This is a genomic window from Glutamicibacter sp. X7 (genome assembly GCF_054889245.1).
Map to the genome: position 1 here is coordinate 2411196 of NZ_CM142678.1, position 19113 is coordinate 2430308.

Genomic DNA, 19113 nt, shown 5'->3' on the forward strand with positions numbered 1-19113 from the left:
GTAGTCCCCGCCGCGAATATTCGCAGGGGGCTACGGGATCTTTGTGTGTTCCTAGGCGCTGGCCTGCAGCCAGCTACGCAAGCTGTTCAGGCAGCGACGGATATCTTCCTGCGCCACATGCTCGTCGTCGGTGTGCGCCAGCAGCGGATCGCCGGGCCCGAAGTTCACCGCCGGGATCCCCAGCGCCGAGAAACGCGACACGTCGGTCCAGCCGTACTTTGGTTTGGGTTCGGCACCGATACTCCGCACCAGCGAGGCGGCCACCTCGCGGTCCAGTCCGGGGCGGGCGCCTTCGGCACCGTCGGTGCGTTCGACCTCGAAGCCGGTGAAGAGTTCGCGGACGATCTCTTCGGCCTGCGCCAAATTCTTGTTCGGCGCGAAACGATAGTTGACCTCGACCTCGCAGTAATCCGGAATCACATTGCCGGCGACCCCGCCGGTAATCCGCACCGCGTTCATGCACTCGCGGTAGTCCAGGCCTTCAACGGTCACCGTCGCGGTGTCGTACTCGGCCAGCCGGGCCAGGATCGGGGCCGCCGCGTGGATCGCGTTGCTGCCCATCCAGGCGCGCGCCGAGTGCGCGGCCACCCCGTGGGTGCGCACCACGAAACGGCTGGTCCCGTTGCAGCCGCCTTCCACGGTGCCGTTGGTCGGTTCGAGCAGGATCGCGAAGTCGGCTTCGAGCAGCTGCGGGCTGTTCCGGGCCAGGCGGCCCAGACCGGATTTTGCCGCTTCGACCTCTTCGTGGTCGTAGAAGATGTAGGTGACATCGAACTGGGGTTCGCGCAGTTCGGCGGCCAGGGCCAGCTGTACGGCCACCCCGCCCTTCATATCGGTGGCGCCGCGCCCGTAGAGCACCGAATCGATCACCTGGGATGGGACGGTGCCCCGGGCTCCTTCGGTGCGGGGCAAGGGCACGGTGTCGAGGTGTCCGGCCAGTACGACGCGGCGTTCGCGGCCCAGCTCGGTGCGGGCCACAATGGAATCCCCGTCGCGGTGCACCTTAAGGTGGCCCAGCGCGCGCAGCGCCGTTTCGACGGCGTCGGCCAAGGCCCCTTCATTCCCGGAGACCGATTCAATGTTCATGATCTGCTCGGTCAGCAGCGCAACATCCTGTTCGAGGTTCAGCACGGTGGTGCCCACGACGGACTCCTTCTGTAAATTACTTCCACCCAATGTCATCTACAAACGTTACCCTCCGTTGGAACGATACGATCAGTGCATGACTTCAGAGCTAACACCAGAGAATAAGTCCGTCCGCGTTGCCTCCGGCCACGGACTGGCCACGGTGGCCCAGGACGGCACCGTGCTGGACGTGTGGTATCCCGCCCCGGTGCTCGGCGATATCGAAGACGCTAAGGAACTTTCCGGCGAGCTGTCGGCCATCGCCGCCGACGACGCCGAGCGTGGCACCACCCAGAAGGTCGTCTCGCTGACCGTCGACCTCGATGTGGCCCCGGCGGACACCGCCGATGTGTGGCTGCGCCTGCACCTGCTCTCGCACCGCCTGGTGCGCCCCAACAGCATTAACCTCGATGGCATCTTCGGCCACCTGGCCAACGTGGTGTGGACCAACTTCGGTCCCTGCCAGGTGGAGAACTTCGAGCTGACCCGTCTGAAGCTGCGCAGCCGCGGCCCGGTCGTGGTCTACGGCATTGACAAGTTCCCACGCATGGTCGACTACGTGACCCCGAGCGGCGTACGTATTGCCGACGCGGACCGCGTGCGCCTCGGCGCCCACCTGGCCGAGGGCACCACGGTGATGCACGAGGGCTTCGTGAACTTCAACGCCGGCACCTTGGGCACCTCGATGGTCGAGGGTCGTATCTCCGCCTCGGTGGTCGTCGGCGACGGCTCGGATGTGGGCGGCGGCGCCTCGATTATGGGTACCCTCTCGGGCGGCGGCAAGCAGCGCATCGTCATTGGTGAGCGCGTGCTGCTCGGCGCGAATGCCGGCGTCGGCATTTCCATCGGCGACGATTCGGTGGTTGAGGCCGGCCTGTATGTCACCGCCGGCACCCGCGTGCTGGTCGATGGCGAGAGCGTGAAGGCACTGGAACTCTCCGGTGTGCCGAATCTGCTCTTCCGCCGCAACTCGCTCAGCGGTGCCGTGGAGGCACTGCCGCGCAACGGCCTGAAGGTCGAGCTGAACAGCGCCCTGCACGCCAACTAGTCGCAGAAGAATACCGTCTGCTCCCTTCGGTGAACCCACCGGGGTGCAGACGGTATTTCTGTGCCCTGTTCACGGGAAGCTAGGGAAACATCACGCTGGCGATCGGCTCCATATACGAGTGGAAGGCCGCACCGTCGCGCAAGAGATTGTGGCTGGCCACAATGGTCCCGCCCCCACCCAGCCAGGCGCGGGGTTCGCTCAGCGGCACCTGAAGCACCCGGATGTTGGTTTCGGTATTGCTCTGACCGGCATGCTCAACACCCTGATCGAGCAGGATCTTCTCCAACTCCTGGATGCGTTGCGGGACGTACTCGACCGCGGCCCGGGTGAACTCCCGATGGTGCTCATCGGCGAAGACGATCGCCTGACCATAGTGGGCCGACGCCACGCGCGCCAGCTGCGGGTACCCCCGACGTTCAAGTTGCAGGGGCAAATCGTGGGTGGATTCCAGTTGGTTGTGCGTCGGTCCGTGCATGATGGACTGCCACCACGAATCCCATTCCTGTTTGATTTGCCCGTGGGTATCCCAGCGGCCGCCACGGATCTTCACCGTATGGGCCAGCGTGCTATTCGGGCCAACTTCCGTATGCGTCAAACCTGCCAAATCCCGCAGGAATAAGGCCATCACCGCGTAGGGATCCGAGTCGATACAGATCGACCAGTTTTGGCCACGTCGAATATACATGCGCACCACCACCAAGCACACGCGAATCGTCTTGTGCCCATAGCATACGCCTCACAGAGCGCTTAAAACAGGGCGCCGAGGCATCATCCTCGATGATGCCTCGGCGCCCTGTGAATCGCTGGTACGCGCGGGGTTAGACGCCCGGGTAGTTGCGTTCGGTGTTGCCCGTGTACAGCTGACGCGGACGGCCGATCTTGGTCTCCGGGTCCTGGTTCATCTCGCGCCACTGGGCAATCCAGCCCGGCAGGCGTCCGATGGCGAACAGCACGGTGAACATCTTCTCCGGGAAGCCCATGGCCTTGTAGATCAGGCCGGTGTAGAAGTCGACGTTCGGGTAGAGCTTGCGCTCGATGAAGTAATCGTCGTTCAGCGCCTTCTCTTCCAGGCTCAGCGCAATGTCGAGCAGTTCGTTGCTGCCCTGCTTGGCCAGGATGTCGTGGGCGGTCTTCTTGATGATCTTCGCGCGCGGGTCGTAGTTCTTGTACACGCGGTGGCCGAAGCCCATCAGGCGGACGCCGTCCTCCTTGTTCTTCACCTTCTCCATGAAGGTTTCCGGAGTCATATCCGAGGCGGCGATTTCGCGTAGCATCTTCAGCACGGCCTCGTTGGCACCACCGTGGGCGGGGCCGGAGAGGGCGTTGATACCGGCGGAGACCGAGGCGAACAGGTTGGCCTGAGCCGAACCGACCAGACGCACGGTGGAGGTCGAGCAGTTCTGCTCGTGGTCGGCGTGCAGGATCAGCAGGGTGTCCAGGGCCTTGACCATATCGGGGTCGAGATCATACGGCTCGGCGGCTAGGCCGAAGGTCAAACGCAGGAAGTTCTCGACGAGGTTCATCGAGTTATCCGGGTAGAGCAGTGCCTGGCCGATGGACTTCTTGTAGGCGTAGGCCGCGATAACCGGCATCTTCGCCAGCAGGCGAATGGTCGAAACCTCGACGTGCTCCTCGTCGCTGGCGTCGAGCGAATCCTGGTACCAGGTCGACAACGCCGAAACGGCCGAGGACAGCACCGGCATCGGGTGGGCATCACGCGGGAAGCCGCCGAAGAAGCCCTTGAGCTCTTCGTGCAGCAGGGTGTGACGTCGGATCTTGTGGTCGAACGCTTCCAGCTGCTGCGGGGTGGGCAGTTCACCATAGATGAGCAAGTAGCTGACCTCGATGAAGTTCGAGTTCTGGGCCAGCTGTTCGATGGGGTAACCGCGGTAGCGCAGGATCCCTGCGTCGCCGTCGATGTAGGTGATGGCGGACTTGGTTGCCGCCGTGTTCATGAAGCCTGGATCGTAGGTAACGGCACCCGTAGTCTTGAGCAACGGGGCGACGTTCAAGCCTGGATTACCTTCGGCAACCGGCAATACCGGTAGCTCTAGGTTCTTGTCACCAAAATTCAGCGTTGCAGATTTAACATCTGTCATTGCATCTCCTAACCGGAAAAGCGTCTCGTTCCGAAAGGTCAGTCGTCAGGAAAGAACATACCCCTAAGTGGCGTGCGAGAGCTAATCACCACGACATGTTCAGCGGCGCGTAGCCGATTCCAGCCGCGCCACTGCGGCCGCAATTCGTTCGTCGGAGGCGGTGAGCGCGATGCGCACATGCTGCTCCCCCGCCGTTCCGTAAAAAGCGCCTGGACCTGCGACGATACCCAAGTCGGCCAGTTGCGAAAGGGTGTCCCAGCAGGAGCGTGCCTCGGTGCACCACAGGTACAGCCCGGCCACCGAGTCATCTATGCGCAACCCGAAACGCTCCAGCGCCGGTCGCAGTGCGTCACGGCGGGCCTGGTAGAGCTCTTTCTGGGCTACCACGTGCGCGTCGTCGTCCAAAGCCACCGCCATCGCATGCTGCACCGGAGCGGGCACGATCATCCCGGCGTGCTTGCGGCTGTTGATCAGCTGCGGCATGAGATTCGGCGCACCGGCCACGAAGGCGGCGCGGTAGCCGGCCAGGTTCGACTGCTTGGACAGCGAGTACAGCGCCAGCAGATCGCTCAGTTCCCCACCGCTAACCTGCGGATCCAGTACGCTAGGCACCTGCCCGGCGTACTGGCCCCAGCCCAGTTCGGCATAGCATTCATCCGAGGCCACCACGGCACCCAAGGCACGGGCCTGGTCGACGAGCTCGCGCAGCGATGCGGCGTCGCGCACCTTGCCGGTTGGATTGCCCGGGGAGTTGACCCAGACCAGCTTCAGGTTGGCGCGCTGCTCGTCGGTCAGCGTGTTCAGGTCGTCGGTGGCGATGGCGGTGGCACCCACCAGCAGCGCCCCGATGTCATAGGTCGGGTAGGCGATCTCCGGGCGCACGATGACATCCCCGGCCCCGAGGCCGAGCAGCAGCGGCAGCCAGGCCACCATCTCCTTGGAACCGACCGTGGGCATCACGTCGTCGACGCTCAGCTGCGTGACACCACGGCGCCGGGCGTACCAGCGCACGATGGCTTCGCGGACCTCGAGGGTGCCATGGGTGGTCGGGTACCCGTGGGCGTCGCTGGCCTCGGCCAACGCTTCACGAATGATGCCCGGAGTGGGGTCGACCGGGGTGCCGATGGACAGATCGACCGTTCCCCCTGGATGTTCGGCGGCGCGCTCACGGTATGGGGCGAGCTGATTCCAAGGGTAATCGGGAAGCTGCAACATGCGCGGGAAACCTACTCCTGGTTCTGTGGGGGCAGCGCGCTGATGTAGGGGTGGTCGCTGCCGGTGTTACCAATTTTAGCGGCACCGCCGGGCGAACCCAGCTCGTCGAAGAACTCGACGTTGGCCTTGTAGTAGTCGGCCCACTCATCCGGCACGTCGTCCTCGTAGTAGATCGCTTCCACCGGGCAGACCGGCTCGCAGGCACCACAGTCGACGCACTCGTCCGGGTGGATGTACAGGCTACGATCACCCTCGTAGATGCAGTCGACCGGACATTCCTCGACGCACGCCTTGTCTTTTACGTCGACGCATGGCTGGGCGATGATGTAAGTCACGGGAACCGGGACCTTTCCTTGCAGTGTGGTTGTTACGCGGTAAGTGGTGTGCAGCTCATTCACGGCGCATTGAATCTTGCACCAACTCAAACTACAGTCTAGACCTGTTCTCCCGCGGAAATACCGTTGCCCGAAACGCTGTGACGTAATTGACTGGTCACATTTCCCCGTGTGGCGTTTAGTTTTCGTTTCTTGACATGAAGGTGGTGGGTGGGTGCTGAACCTCGACGAGCTGACCGAGGCGGACCGTATCGTGCTGCGCTACCGGCTGGCCGAGGGCCCCGATTCCCCGAATACTGCGCAATTCTCCGATGTGTTGGGCTATGTGGTGCAGGTCGATCCGCGGGTGATTCGCCTGCGCACCCGGGGCGGGATCGTCGAGGTCGAACGCGCTTTGATTACGCGCGCCAAGCGAGTCCCACCCCCTCCGGTGCGGCGGCCGAGGTCATCGGGCGTCGCAGACTAGGTGAACCACGGCGATACTGTGCTAGGCACGCGTTCCGGGTCACAACTGGGTCACATGTGATTTGAAAATGCCAATCACTCACCGAAAATCGCGTATGCTGGCTATATGCCCACCGACGAAATGATTCAAGCCCGGGCCCGGGCGTTGAGTTCGCCCCTGCGCTTGCGAATTCTGCGGCTGTGCCTGCATGAACCGCGAACGAACAAGGAGATCGCCGATATTCTCCAACTGAATCCGGCCACCTCCTTGCACCATGTGCGCACGCTGGTTAGCAGCGGTTTCCTCGAGGCGCTCGAGGCGCGCAAGGGTAATCGCGGGGCCAAGGAAGTGCCCTACCGCAGCACCCGCCAGTCGTGGGGCACGCGCATCCCCGACGCCGCACCACTGTTGGTGGAGACCTTCCTGCAGGAAATCGACGGTCTGGACGCGCAAGAAATTCAGGTGATGCGCGTGGGTTTGAAACTTTCCGAGGAGACGCAGAAGGAAATGTTGGGCCGGATCCGAGCCGTGGTGGAAGACTACGCCATGCGCGAGCCGGAGCCAGGCGGAGTAGCCACTTCGCTGTTCTTGGCCCACCACTTGGATCTCACCGGCAACGAGTAGCCGAAGCACACGAACGAAAATGCCCTAACCCCGCGCGGGGTTAGGGCATTTTCTGTGTGGAACGCTAGCCAGCGCGCCGTAGCCGCAGTACCTTCAGGGCCCGCAGCAGGCCAATGACCGCGGGGATGATCATCCCGTACATCCACAGCAACGACACCACGGTCGGGGCCGGCAAATACTGCAGGTACCCGATCGACAGAATCAACTGGTCATTGCCGAGGAAGGAGATCGCTCCCACGAGCACGTAGCACAGCAGCAGGCTCAAGGCTCCGGCCCAGAGCTTGCCGCTGGCGACGGTGGCCCAATAGACCAGCACCCCCAGCAACGCCCAGGCCAAGGCCAGACCCCAGGGCAACGGAATGTCCCCGAGGTAGGTCAGCGAGGCATGCGCCAGCGTTCCAAACACGGCGCCGACCAGGGCGGCCACCCCGGCGCGCCACAGCCCGCCGAGAGTGCCGCCCTTGGCACGCGTGTTAGGCGCGGGCACGGTTGCGGGCAGCCTTTGCGCGGTCGGTGGCGTTCAGAATGACCTTGCGGATGCGGATAGCCTCCGGAGTGACCTCGACGCACTCGTCTTCGCGAGCGAATTCGAGCGACTCTTCCAGGGTCAGGGTGCGCGGCGGGGTCAGGTTCTCGAAGCTGTCCGAGGATGCGGCACGCATGTTGGTGAGCTTCTTTTCCTTGGTGATGTTCACGTCCATGTCATCGGCGCGCGAGTTCTCGCCGACGATCATGCCCTCGTACACCTCTTCGGTGGGCTTCACGAAGAAGCTCATGCGCTCCTGCAGGTTGATCATGGCGAACGGGGTCACCACACCGGCACGGTCGGCCACGATGGAGCCGTTGATGCGGTATTCGATGGCTCCGGCCCACGGCTCGAAGCCTTCGGCGATGGACGCGGCAATACCGGCACCTCGGGTTTCGGTCATGAAGCGGGTACGGAAACCGATCAGGCCACGGGCCGGAACGATGAATTCCATGCGCACCCAGCCGGTGCCGTGGTTCGACATGTTGGTCATGCGGCCCTTGCGCGACGCCATCAGCTGGGTAATCGCGCCGAGGTACTCCTCGGGCACGTCGATGGTCATGTGCTCCATCGGCTCGTGCACCTTGCCGTCGATCATCTTGGTGACAACCTGCGGCTTGCCCACGGTCAGCTCGAAGCCTTCGCGGCGCATCTGCTCCACGAGGATGGCCAGCGCCAGCTCGCCACGGCCCTGAACTTCCCAGGCATCCGGACGCTCGGTCGGCAGCACCTTCAGCGACACGTTACCGATCAGTTCCTTGTCCAGGCGGTCCTTGACCTGGCGTGCGGTGACCTTTGCGCCCTTGACGCGGCCGGCCAGCGGGGAGGTGTTGATACCGATGGTCATCGAGATCGCCGGGTCATCCACGGTGATCAGCGGCAACGGCTTCGGGTTCTCCAGGTCGGTGAGGGTTTCACCGATCATGATGTCTTCGATACCGGCCACGGCCACGATTTCACCCGGGCCAGCGGATTCGGCCGGCACGCGGGTCAGACCCTTGGTGGCCAGCAGTTCGGTGATCTTCACGGTCTTCAGCTCGCCGTCCTGGCGGGCCCAAGCAACCTGCTGGCCCTTGCGCAGGGTGCCGTTGAAGATACGCAGCAGGGCCAGACGGCCCAGGAATGGGGAGGCGTCGAGGTTGGTCACGTGCGCCTGCAGGACCTCGCCCTCTTCGTAGGACGGGGCGGGGACGTGCTCCAGGATGGTCTGGAACAGCGGCTCCAGGTCCTCGCTGTCCGGCAGCGAACCGTCGGCCGGCTGGGTCAGCGAGGCGCGGCCGGCCTTGCCCGAGGCGTACACCACCGGCACGTTCAGCACGGAGTCCAGATCCAGGTCCGGAACTTCGTCGGCCAGGTCGCTGGCCAGGCCCAGCAGCAGGTCCATGGAGTCCGAGACGACGCCGTCGATGCGGGCGTCGGGACGGTCGGTCTTGTTGACCACCAGGATCACCGGCAGCTTCGCGGCCAGCGCCTTGCGCAGCACGAAGCGGGTCTGCGGCAGCGGGCCCTCGGAGGCGTCGACGAGCAGCACCACGCCGTCGACCATGGACAGGCCGCGCTCGACCTCGCCACCGAAGTCGGCGTGACCCGGGGTATCGATCACGTTGATGGTCAGGTTCTTGCCCTCGGCGGAAGGACCGGAGTAGAACACGGTGGTGTTCTTGGCCAGGATGGTGATGCCCTTTTCACGCTCCAGCTCGCCGGAATCCATCACGCGGTCTTCGGTTTCACCGTGCGAAGAGAACGCACCGGTCTGCTGCAGCATGGCGTCGACCAGGGTGGTCTTTCCGTGGTCAACGTGGGCCACGATGGCAACATTGCGAAGATCTTCGCGAATCGTCGTGTTTTCTGACATGCGTGAAGGCTCACTTCCGCTAGAGAGTTTTAGGGTCATTGGGTCGGGGCCACAGTTGACCCAAGATTCTATTTTACGCGCTCCCACCAAAAAAGCCGCGTCAGCGTGTTGTACGCAACAGCGCGCGGGTATCTGGCGGTGCTATTCAGCCGGTGGGGGCCCAGAACCGCAGCGTCGTTCCGCCGTCATGACGACGAACCGTCGGCTGCTGCCGATCGGGGCGGCCGCCGACCTTTTCAATGGTGGCCCGCGACCCGGTATTGGACTCGTCGCAGGTGATCAGCGCCTGGTCGACGCCGGAGGCGTGGAGCCGCTGCAGGCCGAAGCGGGCCAGCGCCTCGGCCACCCCTTGGCGGCGGTAGGCCGGGCCCACCCCGTAGCCTAGGTGGCCGGCCACCGAGGCGAGGAAGGCGTTCAGTTCATAGCGTACGCCGAGCCGGCCCAGCAGCTCCCCGTCGCGTTCGGCCACATAGAATCCGGCACGCACCCAGCCTTCGGGAATGTCGCGGCCCTCCTCATTGGCCAGTTGCCGGGCCACGTAGTCGGCGAAGGACTCCTGCTCACCGCGTCCGACGAGGAACTCGAATTCGTCGGCCAGCAACTGCTCATGCAGGGCTTCGGCCTGCTGCCGATCGCTGGGCCGCAGCTGGCGGATGATTAGTCGATTCGTTTCACTCACCCTTTCATCCTTGCAGATCAGCGAGCAGTACTAGTAGTCGAGAACTTCACCGCGCACCTCGCTGGCCCAGCGCAGGGTACCGCCGGCCAGATTCAGCACCGTGGCCTGCGCGTCGGCGGCCAGTAGCGCGCTGGCCGCACGTTGTGAACGTGCCCCGGTCTTGCACACCAGCACGGTGACGCGATCTTCCGGCGCGTCCGGCAACGCCGCCCACCCTTCGGCCAGGACCCGGTCCAGTGGCACATGGATGCTGCCGGGGATGGCCAACAGTTCGCGTTCCCAGCTCTCGCGCACATCCACCAGGTGCACCGTCGCGCCTTCCTGCAATGCGGCCAGTTCGCCGACCTGCAGGTCGCGCACGGTTGCCGGGGGCGCGGCACAGACCTGCTGGTACTGGCCCAGCTCCCGAACAGGTTCACGGTCCGGGTCGGCTTCAAGCATCAGGGTCATGGTGTGGGCCGCGGCCGCATCATAGCACCACAGCCGTCCGATGAGCGGCTCGCCCACCCCGCAGATGAGCTTCAGCGCCTCGGTGGCCATGGTCGCGCCCACCACCCCGCACAGCGCGCCGAAGACCCCGCCTTCGGCGCAGCTGGGCACCGAGTCGGCGTCGGGCATCTCCGGGAACAAGTCGCGCAGCATCGGACCGTGCCCCGGGGCGAACACCGAGACCTGGCCGTAGAACTGGAAGATCGTGCCCCACACCAGCGGGGTACCGCTCAGCTCGGCGGCGTCGTTGCTCAGGTAGCGGGTGGCAAAGTTATCGGTGCCATCGATGACCAGATCGTGGGCGGCGAAGAGCTCTAGGGCGTTTGCCGGTGTGAGTCGGCCGGAGATCGGGGTGACGCGCGCCCCGGCATCCAACCGGTGTGCGGCCTGCACCGCCGAGTCCACCTTGGCCAGGCCCACGTCGGCCTCGCGGTGAATGACCTGGCGCTGCAGGTTGGAGGCTTCCACGCGGTCGTCGTCGATCACGGTCAGCTCGCCGAGGCCGGCGGCCACCAGATACTGGAGGATCGGGGCACCCAGTCCGCCGGCGCCGATCAGCAGCACCTTGGCGTTGCGGATGCGGCGCTGCCCCTCGGGACCGACCCCGGGCAGGGTCAGATGCCGGGCGTAGCGGGCCAGCTCATCCGGTGACAGCGGCGGACCGGGGGCCACCAACGGGGGCAGCGGCATCTACAGTTCACCGACCAGCGTCTGCATCATGCCCTCGGCAGGTGAGGAGGCCAGCGCCACGTCACGGCGCGGAATTCGCCCGGCCAGGTGGGCGGCACGCCCGGCGCGCACCGCCTCGCGCATCCCCTGAGCCATCAGCGCCGGGTTGTGCGCGCGGGTAACCGCGCTGGCCAGCAGCACCGCGCTGCACCCCAGCTCCATGGCCAACGCCGCATCCGAGGCGGTGCCCACCCCGGCGTCGAGAATCACCGGCACGTTGCTGCGTGCGACGATGGTGGAAATATTGTGCGGGTTAAGGATGCCCAGCCCGGAGCCGATCGGTGAACCGGCGGGCATGATGGCGGCCACCCCCACATCCTCGAGACGCTTGGCCAGGGCCGGGTCGTCGTTGGTGTAGGCGAAGACCGTGAAATCCTCGGCCACCAGCTGCTCGGCGGCGCTAAACAGCTCGATCGGATCGGGCAGCAGGGTGTGCTCGTCGGCGATGACCTCGAGCTTGATCCAGTTGGTTTCCAACGCCTCGCGGGCCAGTTGGGCGGTGAGCAACGCGTCGCGGGCGGTGAAGCATCCGGCGGTATTCGGCAGCGGGCGCACGTTGTTGCGGCGCAGTAGCTCATAGACCGACCCGGAGCCGGCGGCGGCGAAATGCCGGATGGCCACGGTGGTGATCTCGGTGCCGGAGGCCTCCAGCGCCTGTTCGACACTGGCCAGCGAACTGGCCCCGCCGGTGCCGAGGATGAGCCGCGAGCTAAACTGCTGCCCGTCGATTTCAAACGTGTCGGTAGCCAAGTGGTCGATGGTGCTCATGATTAGCCTCCTTGGGCTGCGGTGACGATATCGAGGCGGTCCCCGGCACAGAGTGCGTAGCTGGCCCACTTGCCGCGCGGAAGCACCGCGCCGTTCACGGCGAGGGCGACCCCGAGGCGGCTGCCGTCCACGGCACGCCCGTCCTCGCCCAGTGCACGTCCGGTGTGCGTGGCGATCAGGTCGCGGGCGGTGCTGCCGGCTGGCACGCTGTGCGCCTGGTTGTTCAGCTGGATGTCGATGCTGTGCATTTAGGTTGCCTCCACGGGTTGGGCTGGCAGGTGGCCGCCGGTGAAGCGGCTCAGGGACAGGGTGGTTTGTTGGGCGGCGGGCAGCTGCCCGCCGGTGGCGAGGGTGGCGGTGGCCTTGGCGGCGAAGGGAGTCAGCAGAATCCCGTGCCGGAAGTAGCCGGTGGAGACCACCAGGCCCTGCTCGACGCGTTCGATAATGGGTACGTCGTCCTCGGTGCCAGGCCGGGCCCGGGCGATCACCTCCAGGAGCGAGGCGTCGGCCACCCCGGGCACCAGTCGCCGGGCATCGTCGAGCAGGGTGTGCAACGCCCCCACATTGACCTCGGCGCGGCCGTCTTCGCGGCTGCTGGCCCCGAGCACCAGCGAACCGTCGCGGCGTGGCACCAGGTAGACCGGGCGGCGGTTGACGATCCCGCGCACCGTGTGCTCGATCAGCGGCCGTCCGCCGTGCGGGCGCAGCCGCACAATGTCGCCGTACACCGGACGCAGCGGTAGCTCCGGGGCACCGGCCAGCGCACCGAGTCCGGTGGCTAATACCACGCAGTGGCCTTCAACCACTCGCCCCGAGGCGAGGCGTACCCCGCTGATCGTTCCGGCCTCGCGGAGCACCTCGATGGCCTGCTCGCGGACCAGCTCGGCGTGCAGGTAGCGCAGCAGGATAGCGGTCAGCGAGCGTGGGTCGACCTGATGATCGTCGGCAAAGCGCATGGCCCCGGCAATATTGGCCGCCAACGCCGGTTCGGCCGCCCGGGCCTGCGAACCCAGCAGCCGTTCGGTGCGCAGCCCCAGGGATTGTTGCAAGGATTCGAGTTCGTTCAAGGCCTGCCGGTCGGCGGCCTCGGCGGCCACCACGAGTGTCGCGTTATCCCGGTAGTCCGGGCGCTCTCCGGTGATCGCCTCGATGCGGTCGATGAACTGAGGGTAGTCGGCGGCGGCCTGCACCATCAACGGGTGCAGGGTGTGTTGGCCCCAGACGGTTTCGGCGGCCGGGGCAAGCATGCCGGCGGCGGCGTGGCTGGCCCCACCGGCCGGGTCGGGGTCGATCACATTGACCGTATGCCCGGCTGTTTTGAGTTCGAAGGCGGTGGCGAGGCCGATGATTCCGGCGCCCACGACGAGAATATGCACGACGGCACACTTCCTTCCTACGGCGGCATCACCCGCATCAGGTCTGGCGGTCGGCGTTCGGCCCTCTCAGCCCACGTTCCAATCGGTGGGCTCCCGCGAAGTTGTTGCGATTATAAGCATGAGCCCGCTCACTAAGCGAAATTCCATGACGTGAGCATTTAGCCTCGCGGCGTGATCTACTGTGATCATGCAGCACACGGATTTTCCGCAGATTCTCGACCCCGCCGCTCCCCTCGTCGAGCACCTGACCGCCAGTGAGGCACGGCTACTGGATCCGGCCGTGCGGCACGACGAAAAGTCCCTGCGCGAGCTGCTGCACCCGCACTTCACCGAGGTCGGCGTCTCGGGCACCAGCTATGATTTCGCCGCCATCGTGGCCCTGCTGCAAGCTGAGCCCGCCGCCGACGCCGGACCTGGGGTCCCCGGCAAAGTGCTTGCACCGCAGCTGTGTTTGCTGGCCCCACAGACCGCGCTGCTGCGCTGGCGTTCCGAGACCGGCTCGGTACCTGCCCACCGCAGTTCGCTGTGGCAAAAGCACGAGGGCGAATGGCGTTTGCTCTTTCATCAGGGTACGGCGACCAGCGAGCCGCTACCCGCAGCCGCCGCAGAGCTAGAGCAACCTAATGCCGACGACGCACCACGTTCTACCGCGGCACACCCCGCCGCACCACACGACGGCATCTTCCTGCGCCCCCTCGAACCGGAGGACGCACAGGCGGTGTTGGCGGCCTTTGATTCGGACGCCGCGGCCATGGCTCGGCAAGGTCAGGTGACCACCATGGCCGAAGCCGAGCAGTATGTGGCCCGGCTGCTGGATCCGGCCAACCTTCAGCTCCCACTGGCCATCGCCACCGAAGACGGGCTGGCCGGTTTGGTCAGCGCCGGGATCGATGCCACCAATAACAACGCCTGGGTCTGGTACTGGATGCACGCCGCGTACCGGGGTCGCGGTGTGGTCAGCGCGGCGCTGCGTACCCTGGCTCGGGTACTTTTCGACACGCACGGGATCCACCGGCTCGAGTTGGGCCTGCGCGTGAATAATCCGGGCTCGCGCCGCGTGGCCGAAAGGGCCGGATTCATCTGCGAGGGCCGCGAGCGCGGCAAGTTCCTCATTGACGGGCAGCGCGTGGATACCCTGCTGTACTCCCGGCTGGCCAGTGACCCACGGCCGGCCTCGGCACGCGAGCTGCCCTTGCACCAATAATTACCGGGCAAAGGCAAGGGGACCGCCCACCGTGTGGTGGGCGATCCCCCGATAGTGCCGATCGTCGGTTGATCGAGCCTCAGCTTTAGCGGAACGGATCGGTATCCGGCAGGTCGGTACCCTTAGGTCCGTTGTCCTCGCCCAGCTTGGACTTGGCCAGCACCTTGGCCGCTGCGTCGCGTCCGCCGAGACCGAAGGCCAGTGCCGCGGCCAGCGCCGCACCGATGACTACCGCGCCGAAGGCCATATTCACGATCGAATCGGCCAGGCCCATGTAGCGCAGGCCCATGGCCACGAACAGGGCGATCGCGGTGTAGCGCACGATCTTCGAGGCGGTGCCGTCGGCCATGAACTTGCTGATCACGTTGGCCACGACGAAACCGGCGGCGATGATCAGGCCACCGAAGAGCACCCGGCCACCCAGGGCCAGCACCTCGTTGAGGATGTTGGTGATCGCCGGGAAGTTCAGCATCTGTGCGGCCATCACACCGAAGAAGAGCACAATGGCGATGCGCACGATGGTGGCGATAATGCCCGAGGCGCTCTGCCCCTCCGGCACGATGCCCCAGCCGGCGACGGCCCGGTCGGTGCCCACCCCGTGCAGGGTGGATTCGAGCAGCTGCCCAACGAACTTGGCGATCATGATACCGATGGCCAGCAGCACCAGTGCCATCAGCACCTGTGGGATAGCGGCCAGTACCAGTTCGAGCATGCGCTGTGCAGGACCGGAGATAGCTTCCAGACCCAGCACCTGCAGGGCGGCAATGGCCACGACCAGCAGGATCAGAGCAAATAGAACGTTAGCCAAGACGTCGACGATCTTGCCTTGGGCCTCGCGGCTGGCGGCCTCATCGAGCTCCTCGCGGTCCTTGGAGAATTTCTTGACCAGGGCGGAGAAGTCGACGGTCGATAGCGCGGTGACAACCAGCTGTCGGACGATATTGGCGATTACGTAACCGATAAAGAAGATGAAGCCCGCACCAATAAGGTTCGGGATAAAGGCCATAACCCCTGTGAGCAGGTTCTGCACCGGGGACAGTACCTCGGTCAACGAGAACAGCTGCAGGATGGCCACCAAGCCGAATAACCAAACGATCAGGCTCGCGACCTTGCCAAGTGACTGGCCTAGTTGCGCTCCGTCGTTGCCTTGTTTCTGAAGGAATTTCACCCTGGTCACTAGCTTGCCGATGGCCCATTTGATGATCTTGGCCAAAAGCCAGGTGACGAGGAGAATAATCAGCGCGGTGACAACCCTTTGTGTCAACAGCGCCCAATCGATGTTGCCGAAAACGTTCTGAGTTTGCATCACTGCTCCTTAAACGTGGGGACACCTTTGACCCTACGACGAGGAGTCCGCCCTGACTAGGGCAGAATACTGAGCACGAACGACGCAATACACGGTGGGAACTCAACCCAAGCGCGAAATCCGTGGCAAATATTGGCAAAATCCACGATCTGCGAGGAACATCCCCGGAAATCGCTACGGATCCATGTTCATGAAACTTTCAGCAAGGAGCCATGGAGGCTTTTCACCCAGCGAAGATTAGCCTCGTGGGGAGTACATAATGACGCCGACGCCCACTAGGCAAATGGCGGCGCCGATGAGGTCAAACCGGTCCGGGCGGTACCCATCGAGCACCGCACCCCACGCCAGCGAGCCGACGATAAACACCCCGCCATAGGCCGCGAGGATACGTCCGAAATTCGCATCCGGCTGCAGGGTGGCCACCACGCCATAGAGACCCAGCAGCACCACCCCGCCCCCGACCCAGAGCAGGCCGCGGTGCTCGCGCAGCCCCTGCCACACCAGCCAGGCCCCGCCGATTTCGGCGAGCGCGGCCAGTGCGAACAGGGCCACCGATCGAAGCACCTCGGAATTCATTGCGCTACGCTTTCGGGCTACGCCTGATCGGTTTCGACGATACTCCGCACGCTCGCGCCGTGCTCCACGGTGCGCGAAACGGTGCAGTACTTGTCGTGGGAGAGCTTCACGATGCGCTCGACCATACCCCGGGCCTTGCGTCCGTCCTCGGTATCCGGGAACTTCAGGTCAAAGGACATGGTGATGTCCTCCATTTTGCTGGCCCCATCTTCGGTCACCTTGTACCCGCTGGCGGCCACCTCGAACTTCTCCGGTTCGGTGCGGCGGGTGGTCGCCACATCCACGTCGATGGCCGAGCAGCCGGCAATGGCGGCCAGCAGTAGCTCCACCGGGGTCAGCAGCCCCTCCCCTTGACCGAATTCGACGCTGGCACCGGTTTCGGCGCTGGTCGCCCGGTAGCGGCAGGATTCGGTGCGTTCGACGCTCACTTCACGAAGGGATCGGGTATTTTCACTCATGCTCCCATCCTCCCATGAAGCGCCCCGGCACGCTGGGAATCCAGCACCCATTGCACCTCCTCGGCCACGAGCGACAAGCTATCCGCCGGGCGATACCCCAGCTCTTTCGCGGCGCTGGTATCCAGCTCGAACGGGTGGGCCGAGGCAAAGGGATTAGCGAGAGTGGACGGACCATCTCCGGCCTCTTGCACCTCCCCTGTGTAGCCCACCGTGTGCGCGATCCGCTCAAAAATCGCGCGGGCCGTCACCGGGTGGGCATCGGCCGCATTCAGCACGCGCGACGCGGGGTGAGCGGCAACGAGTTCGAGCAGTTGGGCCACGTTGGCCGCCGCAGTCAGCGACTGCACCGACTCCAAACTCGACACCCGAAGCTCAGGCGGGTTTCCTTGCATGGCTTCGACGATCCCAGCGGTGCGTGCGTTGCGGGCCCAGGCTCCGTGCACCTTTCCCGGGCGCAGCACGCTAACCGGCACCCCGCTCTCCAGAACCCGTAGCTCCATGGCGCGTTTGCCCGGGGCGTAGCCCTCTCGGGTGAACGGGTCCAGATCCCGTGCGCCGGGAGCGACGCAGGACTGGGATTCGGGTACCGGCCCGGCAAACTCGGGTGGCTGCTCGGCGTTGACATGTCGTCCCTCCGCGTCGGTGTAGACGGCACGCGAGGAGATCACCGCATTCGATGTGCAGTCGACCGCCCACCGACACAGTTCATCGGCTCGTTGGGCGTCGAAGCACACCATGTCCACCAATAGATCGGCGCCACCTGACAGCAACTGGCCGATCCCGGCGGTATCAGCCCGGTCAAGGGCGTGGAAGCGCACCCCGAGCTCTCGCAGTGGCTCTGGGAATAACTCCGCGTTCCGCCCGGTCACCTCGACCCGCCAGCCGGCACGGGCGAAACGTGCGGCGGTGGCCGCACCCATCGCCCCGGTACCGCCTAGAATCACGATTCGTTGCTGGCTCACTGTCCCGTCTCCTTCGCCTCGGCGGCCACTGCGGCCGCAAAATTACGCATCGCCGCCAGCACCCGCCGCGGCCGATCAATGTGCACGTTATGTCCGGCTCGGTCCAGTTCGACAAGCTCGACCGTCGCGAACCGGTCGCGGAGCCTTCGTTGATTCTGGTAACCGACCACATGATCCTGCCGACCGGTGATAATCACCCCGTGCGGCCATTGGCCAGCGCCCTCCACCGGCAGCCTTGGCAGAGTGTACTCACGGGCCAGCTTCGCCATGGCCCGCACGTTCGCCACCCGGATTCCGGGAAGCACGAAGCGTTCGAAGCGCTGGTAGTTCGCCTCGCTTTGCACCACCGACATTTCCGCATAGTTCTCCGCATCGGCCGCGGAAAGGCTAGCCAGTAGTCGCGGCTCGGAGTGCAAGATGCACCGTTCGGGCAGGGTGCGCCGTTCGGCCTGCGGGTACACCACCGGCGCGCACAGGCCCACGCCCAGCACCTGCCCGGGCAGGCGGTCGGCGATCTCGGTGGCCAAGAGTCCGCCCATTGATTGTCCGACGATCGCAAAGGGCTCCGTGCCAACCACCTCCCGCACCGTGCCCTCGAGCCAGTCGGCGAGCTGCGGCAGGCCGCCACGGTCGGTCAGCGCCGGGGTTTGCCCGAAACCGGGTAGGTCGACGTAGACCCGACGAAAGACCCCGGGCTGCGCGAAGGCAGGGTCCAACGGGAGCAGGCAACGGTGATCGACCCCATTGCCATGCACCATCACCACCGGAATGCCGGATCCGCGTTGTAGCACCGGGGCACCGCCGATACTCATTGGCGTGGTCCGCTATAGCGAAGGTGTAGCAGCGGATACGGGTTACCCTGCCCGTCGAGTTCACTGCGCCCGATCTGCTCGAAACCCAGATGCGTATAGAAGCCGTGTGCCTGCGGGTTCTGCTCATTCACATCCACTTCAAGGTGCGGATGCGCGGCGAGCGCTTCGTGCACCAACGCGCTCCCCACCCCGCAACCGAAGGCCTCCGGCGCGACGAACAGCATTTCCAGCCTGCCGTCGGCGAGGCCGCTGAATCCCACGAGCTTCTCTCCGTGCAGGGCCACGGTGACCAGCACCTGGTCTAGATACATATTTTCGATAAGTTCGGCGAGCGCCCCGATCTCTGATTGCGATAAAAAATGGTGCGTGGCTTCCACCGCGCTTCGCCAGATCTGGAGTATCGCTGGAATATCTTCCGGGAGGTTCGCGGCGCGCAACTGCAACGCTTGGTCGGTGTGCATGGGCTCAGCCTACGATGAAGC

The 19113-nt window shown here is 64.8% G+C and carries 22 protein-coding genes and 1 riboswitch; of the genes, 4 read left to right on the forward strand and 18 right to left on the reverse strand.

The genetic code is table 11. The features are described 5' to 3' along the window. Positions 1 to 51: 51 nt before the first annotated feature. The gene (gene dapE / locus ACYU0X_RS11480) at positions 52 to 1143 is read right to left on the reverse strand and encodes a succinyl-diaminopimelate desuccinylase (protein ID WP_461900791.1); all 1092 of its coding nucleotides are present in this window, start codon (positions 1141 to 1143) and stop codon (positions 52 to 54) included. A gap of 79 nt (positions 1144 to 1222) precedes the next feature. On the opposite strand from dapE, the gene dapD reads away from it, so the two are divergent. After that, positions 1223 to 2173: a 2,3,4,5-tetrahydropyridine-2,6-dicarboxylate N-succinyltransferase gene (gene dapD / locus ACYU0X_RS11485; RefSeq protein WP_461900792.1), complete on the forward strand. Its 951-nt coding sequence runs from the start codon at positions 1223 to 1225 to the stop codon at positions 2171 to 2173. A gap of 79 nt (positions 2174 to 2252) precedes the next feature. Here the strand turns inward: dapD and ACYU0X_RS11490 are convergent, their stop codons facing one another. The 4 genes from ACYU0X_RS11490 to fdxA all read right to left on the reverse strand — a co-directional run bounded on the left by ACYU0X_RS11490 (position 2253) and on the right by fdxA (position 5822). Then, on the reverse strand, positions 2253 to 2858 hold the full coding sequence (locus tag ACYU0X_RS11490) for a hypothetical protein (RefSeq protein ID WP_418907023.1): 606 nt from the start codon (positions 2856 to 2858) through the stop codon (positions 2253 to 2255). A gap of 133 nt (positions 2859 to 2991) precedes the next feature. After that, positions 2992 to 4272: a citrate synthase gene (locus ACYU0X_RS11495; protein WP_309406390.1), complete on the reverse strand. Its 1281-nt coding sequence runs from the start codon at positions 4270 to 4272 to the stop codon at positions 2992 to 2994. A gap of 99 nt (positions 4273 to 4371) precedes the next feature. Continuing rightward, a complete protein-coding gene (gene dapC / locus ACYU0X_RS11500) occupies positions 4372 to 5487 on the reverse strand; it encodes a succinyldiaminopimelate transaminase (protein WP_461900795.1) in 1116 nt (371 codons plus the stop codon). An 11-nt stretch (positions 5488 to 5498) separates the two neighbouring features. Then, positions 5499 to 5822, reverse strand: coding sequence for a ferredoxin (gene fdxA, locus ACYU0X_RS11505; protein WP_309406387.1), 324 nt, complete (start codon positions 5820 to 5822; stop codon positions 5499 to 5501). Between the two features lie 214 nt (positions 5823 to 6036). Here fdxA and ACYU0X_RS11510 point away from each other — a divergent pair, with 214 nt between their 5' ends. Together ACYU0X_RS11510 and ACYU0X_RS11515 are read left to right on the forward strand one after the other, a co-directional pair. After that, a complete protein-coding gene (locus tag ACYU0X_RS11510) occupies positions 6037 to 6288 on the forward strand; it encodes a putative acetyltransferase (protein ID WP_461900797.1) in 252 nt (83 codons plus the stop codon). 105 nt (positions 6289 to 6393) lie between these two features. After that, positions 6394 to 6891: a helix-turn-helix domain-containing protein gene (locus ACYU0X_RS11515; RefSeq protein ID WP_309406383.1), complete on the forward strand. Its 498-nt coding sequence runs from the start codon at positions 6394 to 6396 to the stop codon at positions 6889 to 6891. Between the two features lie 64 nt (positions 6892 to 6955). Here the strand turns inward: ACYU0X_RS11515 and ACYU0X_RS11520 are convergent, their stop codons facing one another. From ACYU0X_RS11520 to thiO, 7 genes are all read right to left on the reverse strand, one after another. After that, on the reverse strand, positions 6956 to 7378 hold the full coding sequence (locus ACYU0X_RS11520; protein WP_461900798.1) for a hypothetical protein: 423 nt from the start codon (positions 7376 to 7378) through the stop codon (positions 6956 to 6958). Continuing rightward, the gene (gene typA / locus ACYU0X_RS11525; protein ID WP_459273717.1) at positions 7365 to 9272 is read right to left on the reverse strand and encodes a translational GTPase TypA; all 1908 of its coding nucleotides are present in this window, start codon (positions 9270 to 9272) and stop codon (positions 7365 to 7367) included. Before typA ends, ACYU0X_RS11520 begins: the two co-directional genes overlap by 14 nt. Positions 9273 to 9417: 145 nt before the next feature. After that, positions 9418 to 9951 (reverse strand): GNAT family N-acetyltransferase, encoded by a 534-nt coding sequence (locus ACYU0X_RS11530; protein ID WP_418907029.1) that lies wholly within the window; start codon positions 9949 to 9951, stop codon positions 9418 to 9420. A 30-nt stretch (positions 9952 to 9981) separates the two neighbouring features. Further along, positions 9982 to 11130: a ThiF family adenylyltransferase gene (locus ACYU0X_RS11535; protein WP_461900801.1), complete on the reverse strand. Its 1149-nt coding sequence runs from the start codon at positions 11128 to 11130 to the stop codon at positions 9982 to 9984. Then, positions 11131 to 11937: a thiazole synthase gene (locus tag ACYU0X_RS11540; protein WP_461900802.1), complete on the reverse strand. Its 807-nt coding sequence runs from the start codon at positions 11935 to 11937 to the stop codon at positions 11131 to 11133. It lies immediately after the preceding gene. Between the two features lie 2 nt (positions 11938 to 11939). After that, positions 11940 to 12185: a sulfur carrier protein ThiS gene (thiS, locus tag ACYU0X_RS11545; RefSeq protein ID WP_459273722.1), complete on the reverse strand. Its 246-nt coding sequence runs from the start codon at positions 12183 to 12185 to the stop codon at positions 11940 to 11942. Next, entirely contained in the window at positions 12186 to 13313 is a 1128-nt protein-coding gene (gene thiO / locus ACYU0X_RS11550; RefSeq protein ID WP_461900804.1) for a glycine oxidase ThiO, read from the reverse strand. Beyond that, positions 13310 to 13420: riboswitch (TPP riboswitch) on the reverse strand. Its footprint overlaps the gene before it by 4 nt. Before the next feature lie 80 nt (positions 13421 to 13500). On the opposite strand from thiO, the gene ACYU0X_RS11555 reads away from it, so the two are divergent. Beyond that, positions 13501 to 14517, forward strand: a complete 1017-nt coding sequence (locus tag ACYU0X_RS11555) for a GNAT family N-acetyltransferase (RefSeq protein WP_461900806.1) — start codon at positions 13501 to 13503, stop codon at positions 14515 to 14517. 85 nt (positions 14518 to 14602) lie between these two features. Here the strand turns inward: ACYU0X_RS11555 and ACYU0X_RS11560 are convergent, their stop codons facing one another. The 6 genes from ACYU0X_RS11560 to ACYU0X_RS11585 form a co-directional block, all read right to left on the reverse strand. Then, complete coding sequence (locus ACYU0X_RS11560) at positions 14603 to 15823, reverse strand: mechanosensitive ion channel (RefSeq protein WP_461900807.1); 1221 nt, start codon at positions 15821 to 15823, stop codon at positions 14603 to 14605. Between the two features lie 237 nt (positions 15824 to 16060). Beyond that, positions 16061 to 16399: a YnfA family protein gene (locus ACYU0X_RS11565; protein WP_459273726.1), complete on the reverse strand. Its 339-nt coding sequence runs from the start codon at positions 16397 to 16399 to the stop codon at positions 16061 to 16063. 17 nt (positions 16400 to 16416) lie between these two features. Beyond that, on the reverse strand, positions 16417 to 16857 hold the full coding sequence (locus ACYU0X_RS11570) for an OsmC family protein (protein ID WP_418907036.1): 441 nt from the start codon (positions 16855 to 16857) through the stop codon (positions 16417 to 16419). Beyond that, positions 16854 to 17819, reverse strand: coding sequence for an NAD-dependent epimerase/dehydratase family protein (locus tag ACYU0X_RS11575; RefSeq protein WP_461900810.1), 966 nt, complete (start codon positions 17817 to 17819; stop codon positions 16854 to 16856). The genes ACYU0X_RS11570 and ACYU0X_RS11575 overlap by 4 nt, the downstream gene beginning before the upstream one ends. Next, entirely contained in the window at positions 17816 to 18631 is an 816-nt protein-coding gene (locus tag ACYU0X_RS11580; RefSeq protein ID WP_461900811.1) for an alpha/beta fold hydrolase, read from the reverse strand. Before ACYU0X_RS11580 ends, ACYU0X_RS11575 begins: the two co-directional genes overlap by 4 nt. Continuing rightward, positions 18628 to 19092, reverse strand: coding sequence for an acetyltransferase (locus tag ACYU0X_RS11585; protein WP_461900813.1), 465 nt, complete (start codon positions 19090 to 19092; stop codon positions 18628 to 18630). The genes ACYU0X_RS11580 and ACYU0X_RS11585 overlap by 4 nt, the downstream gene beginning before the upstream one ends. Positions 19093 to 19113 lie beyond the last annotated feature (21 nt).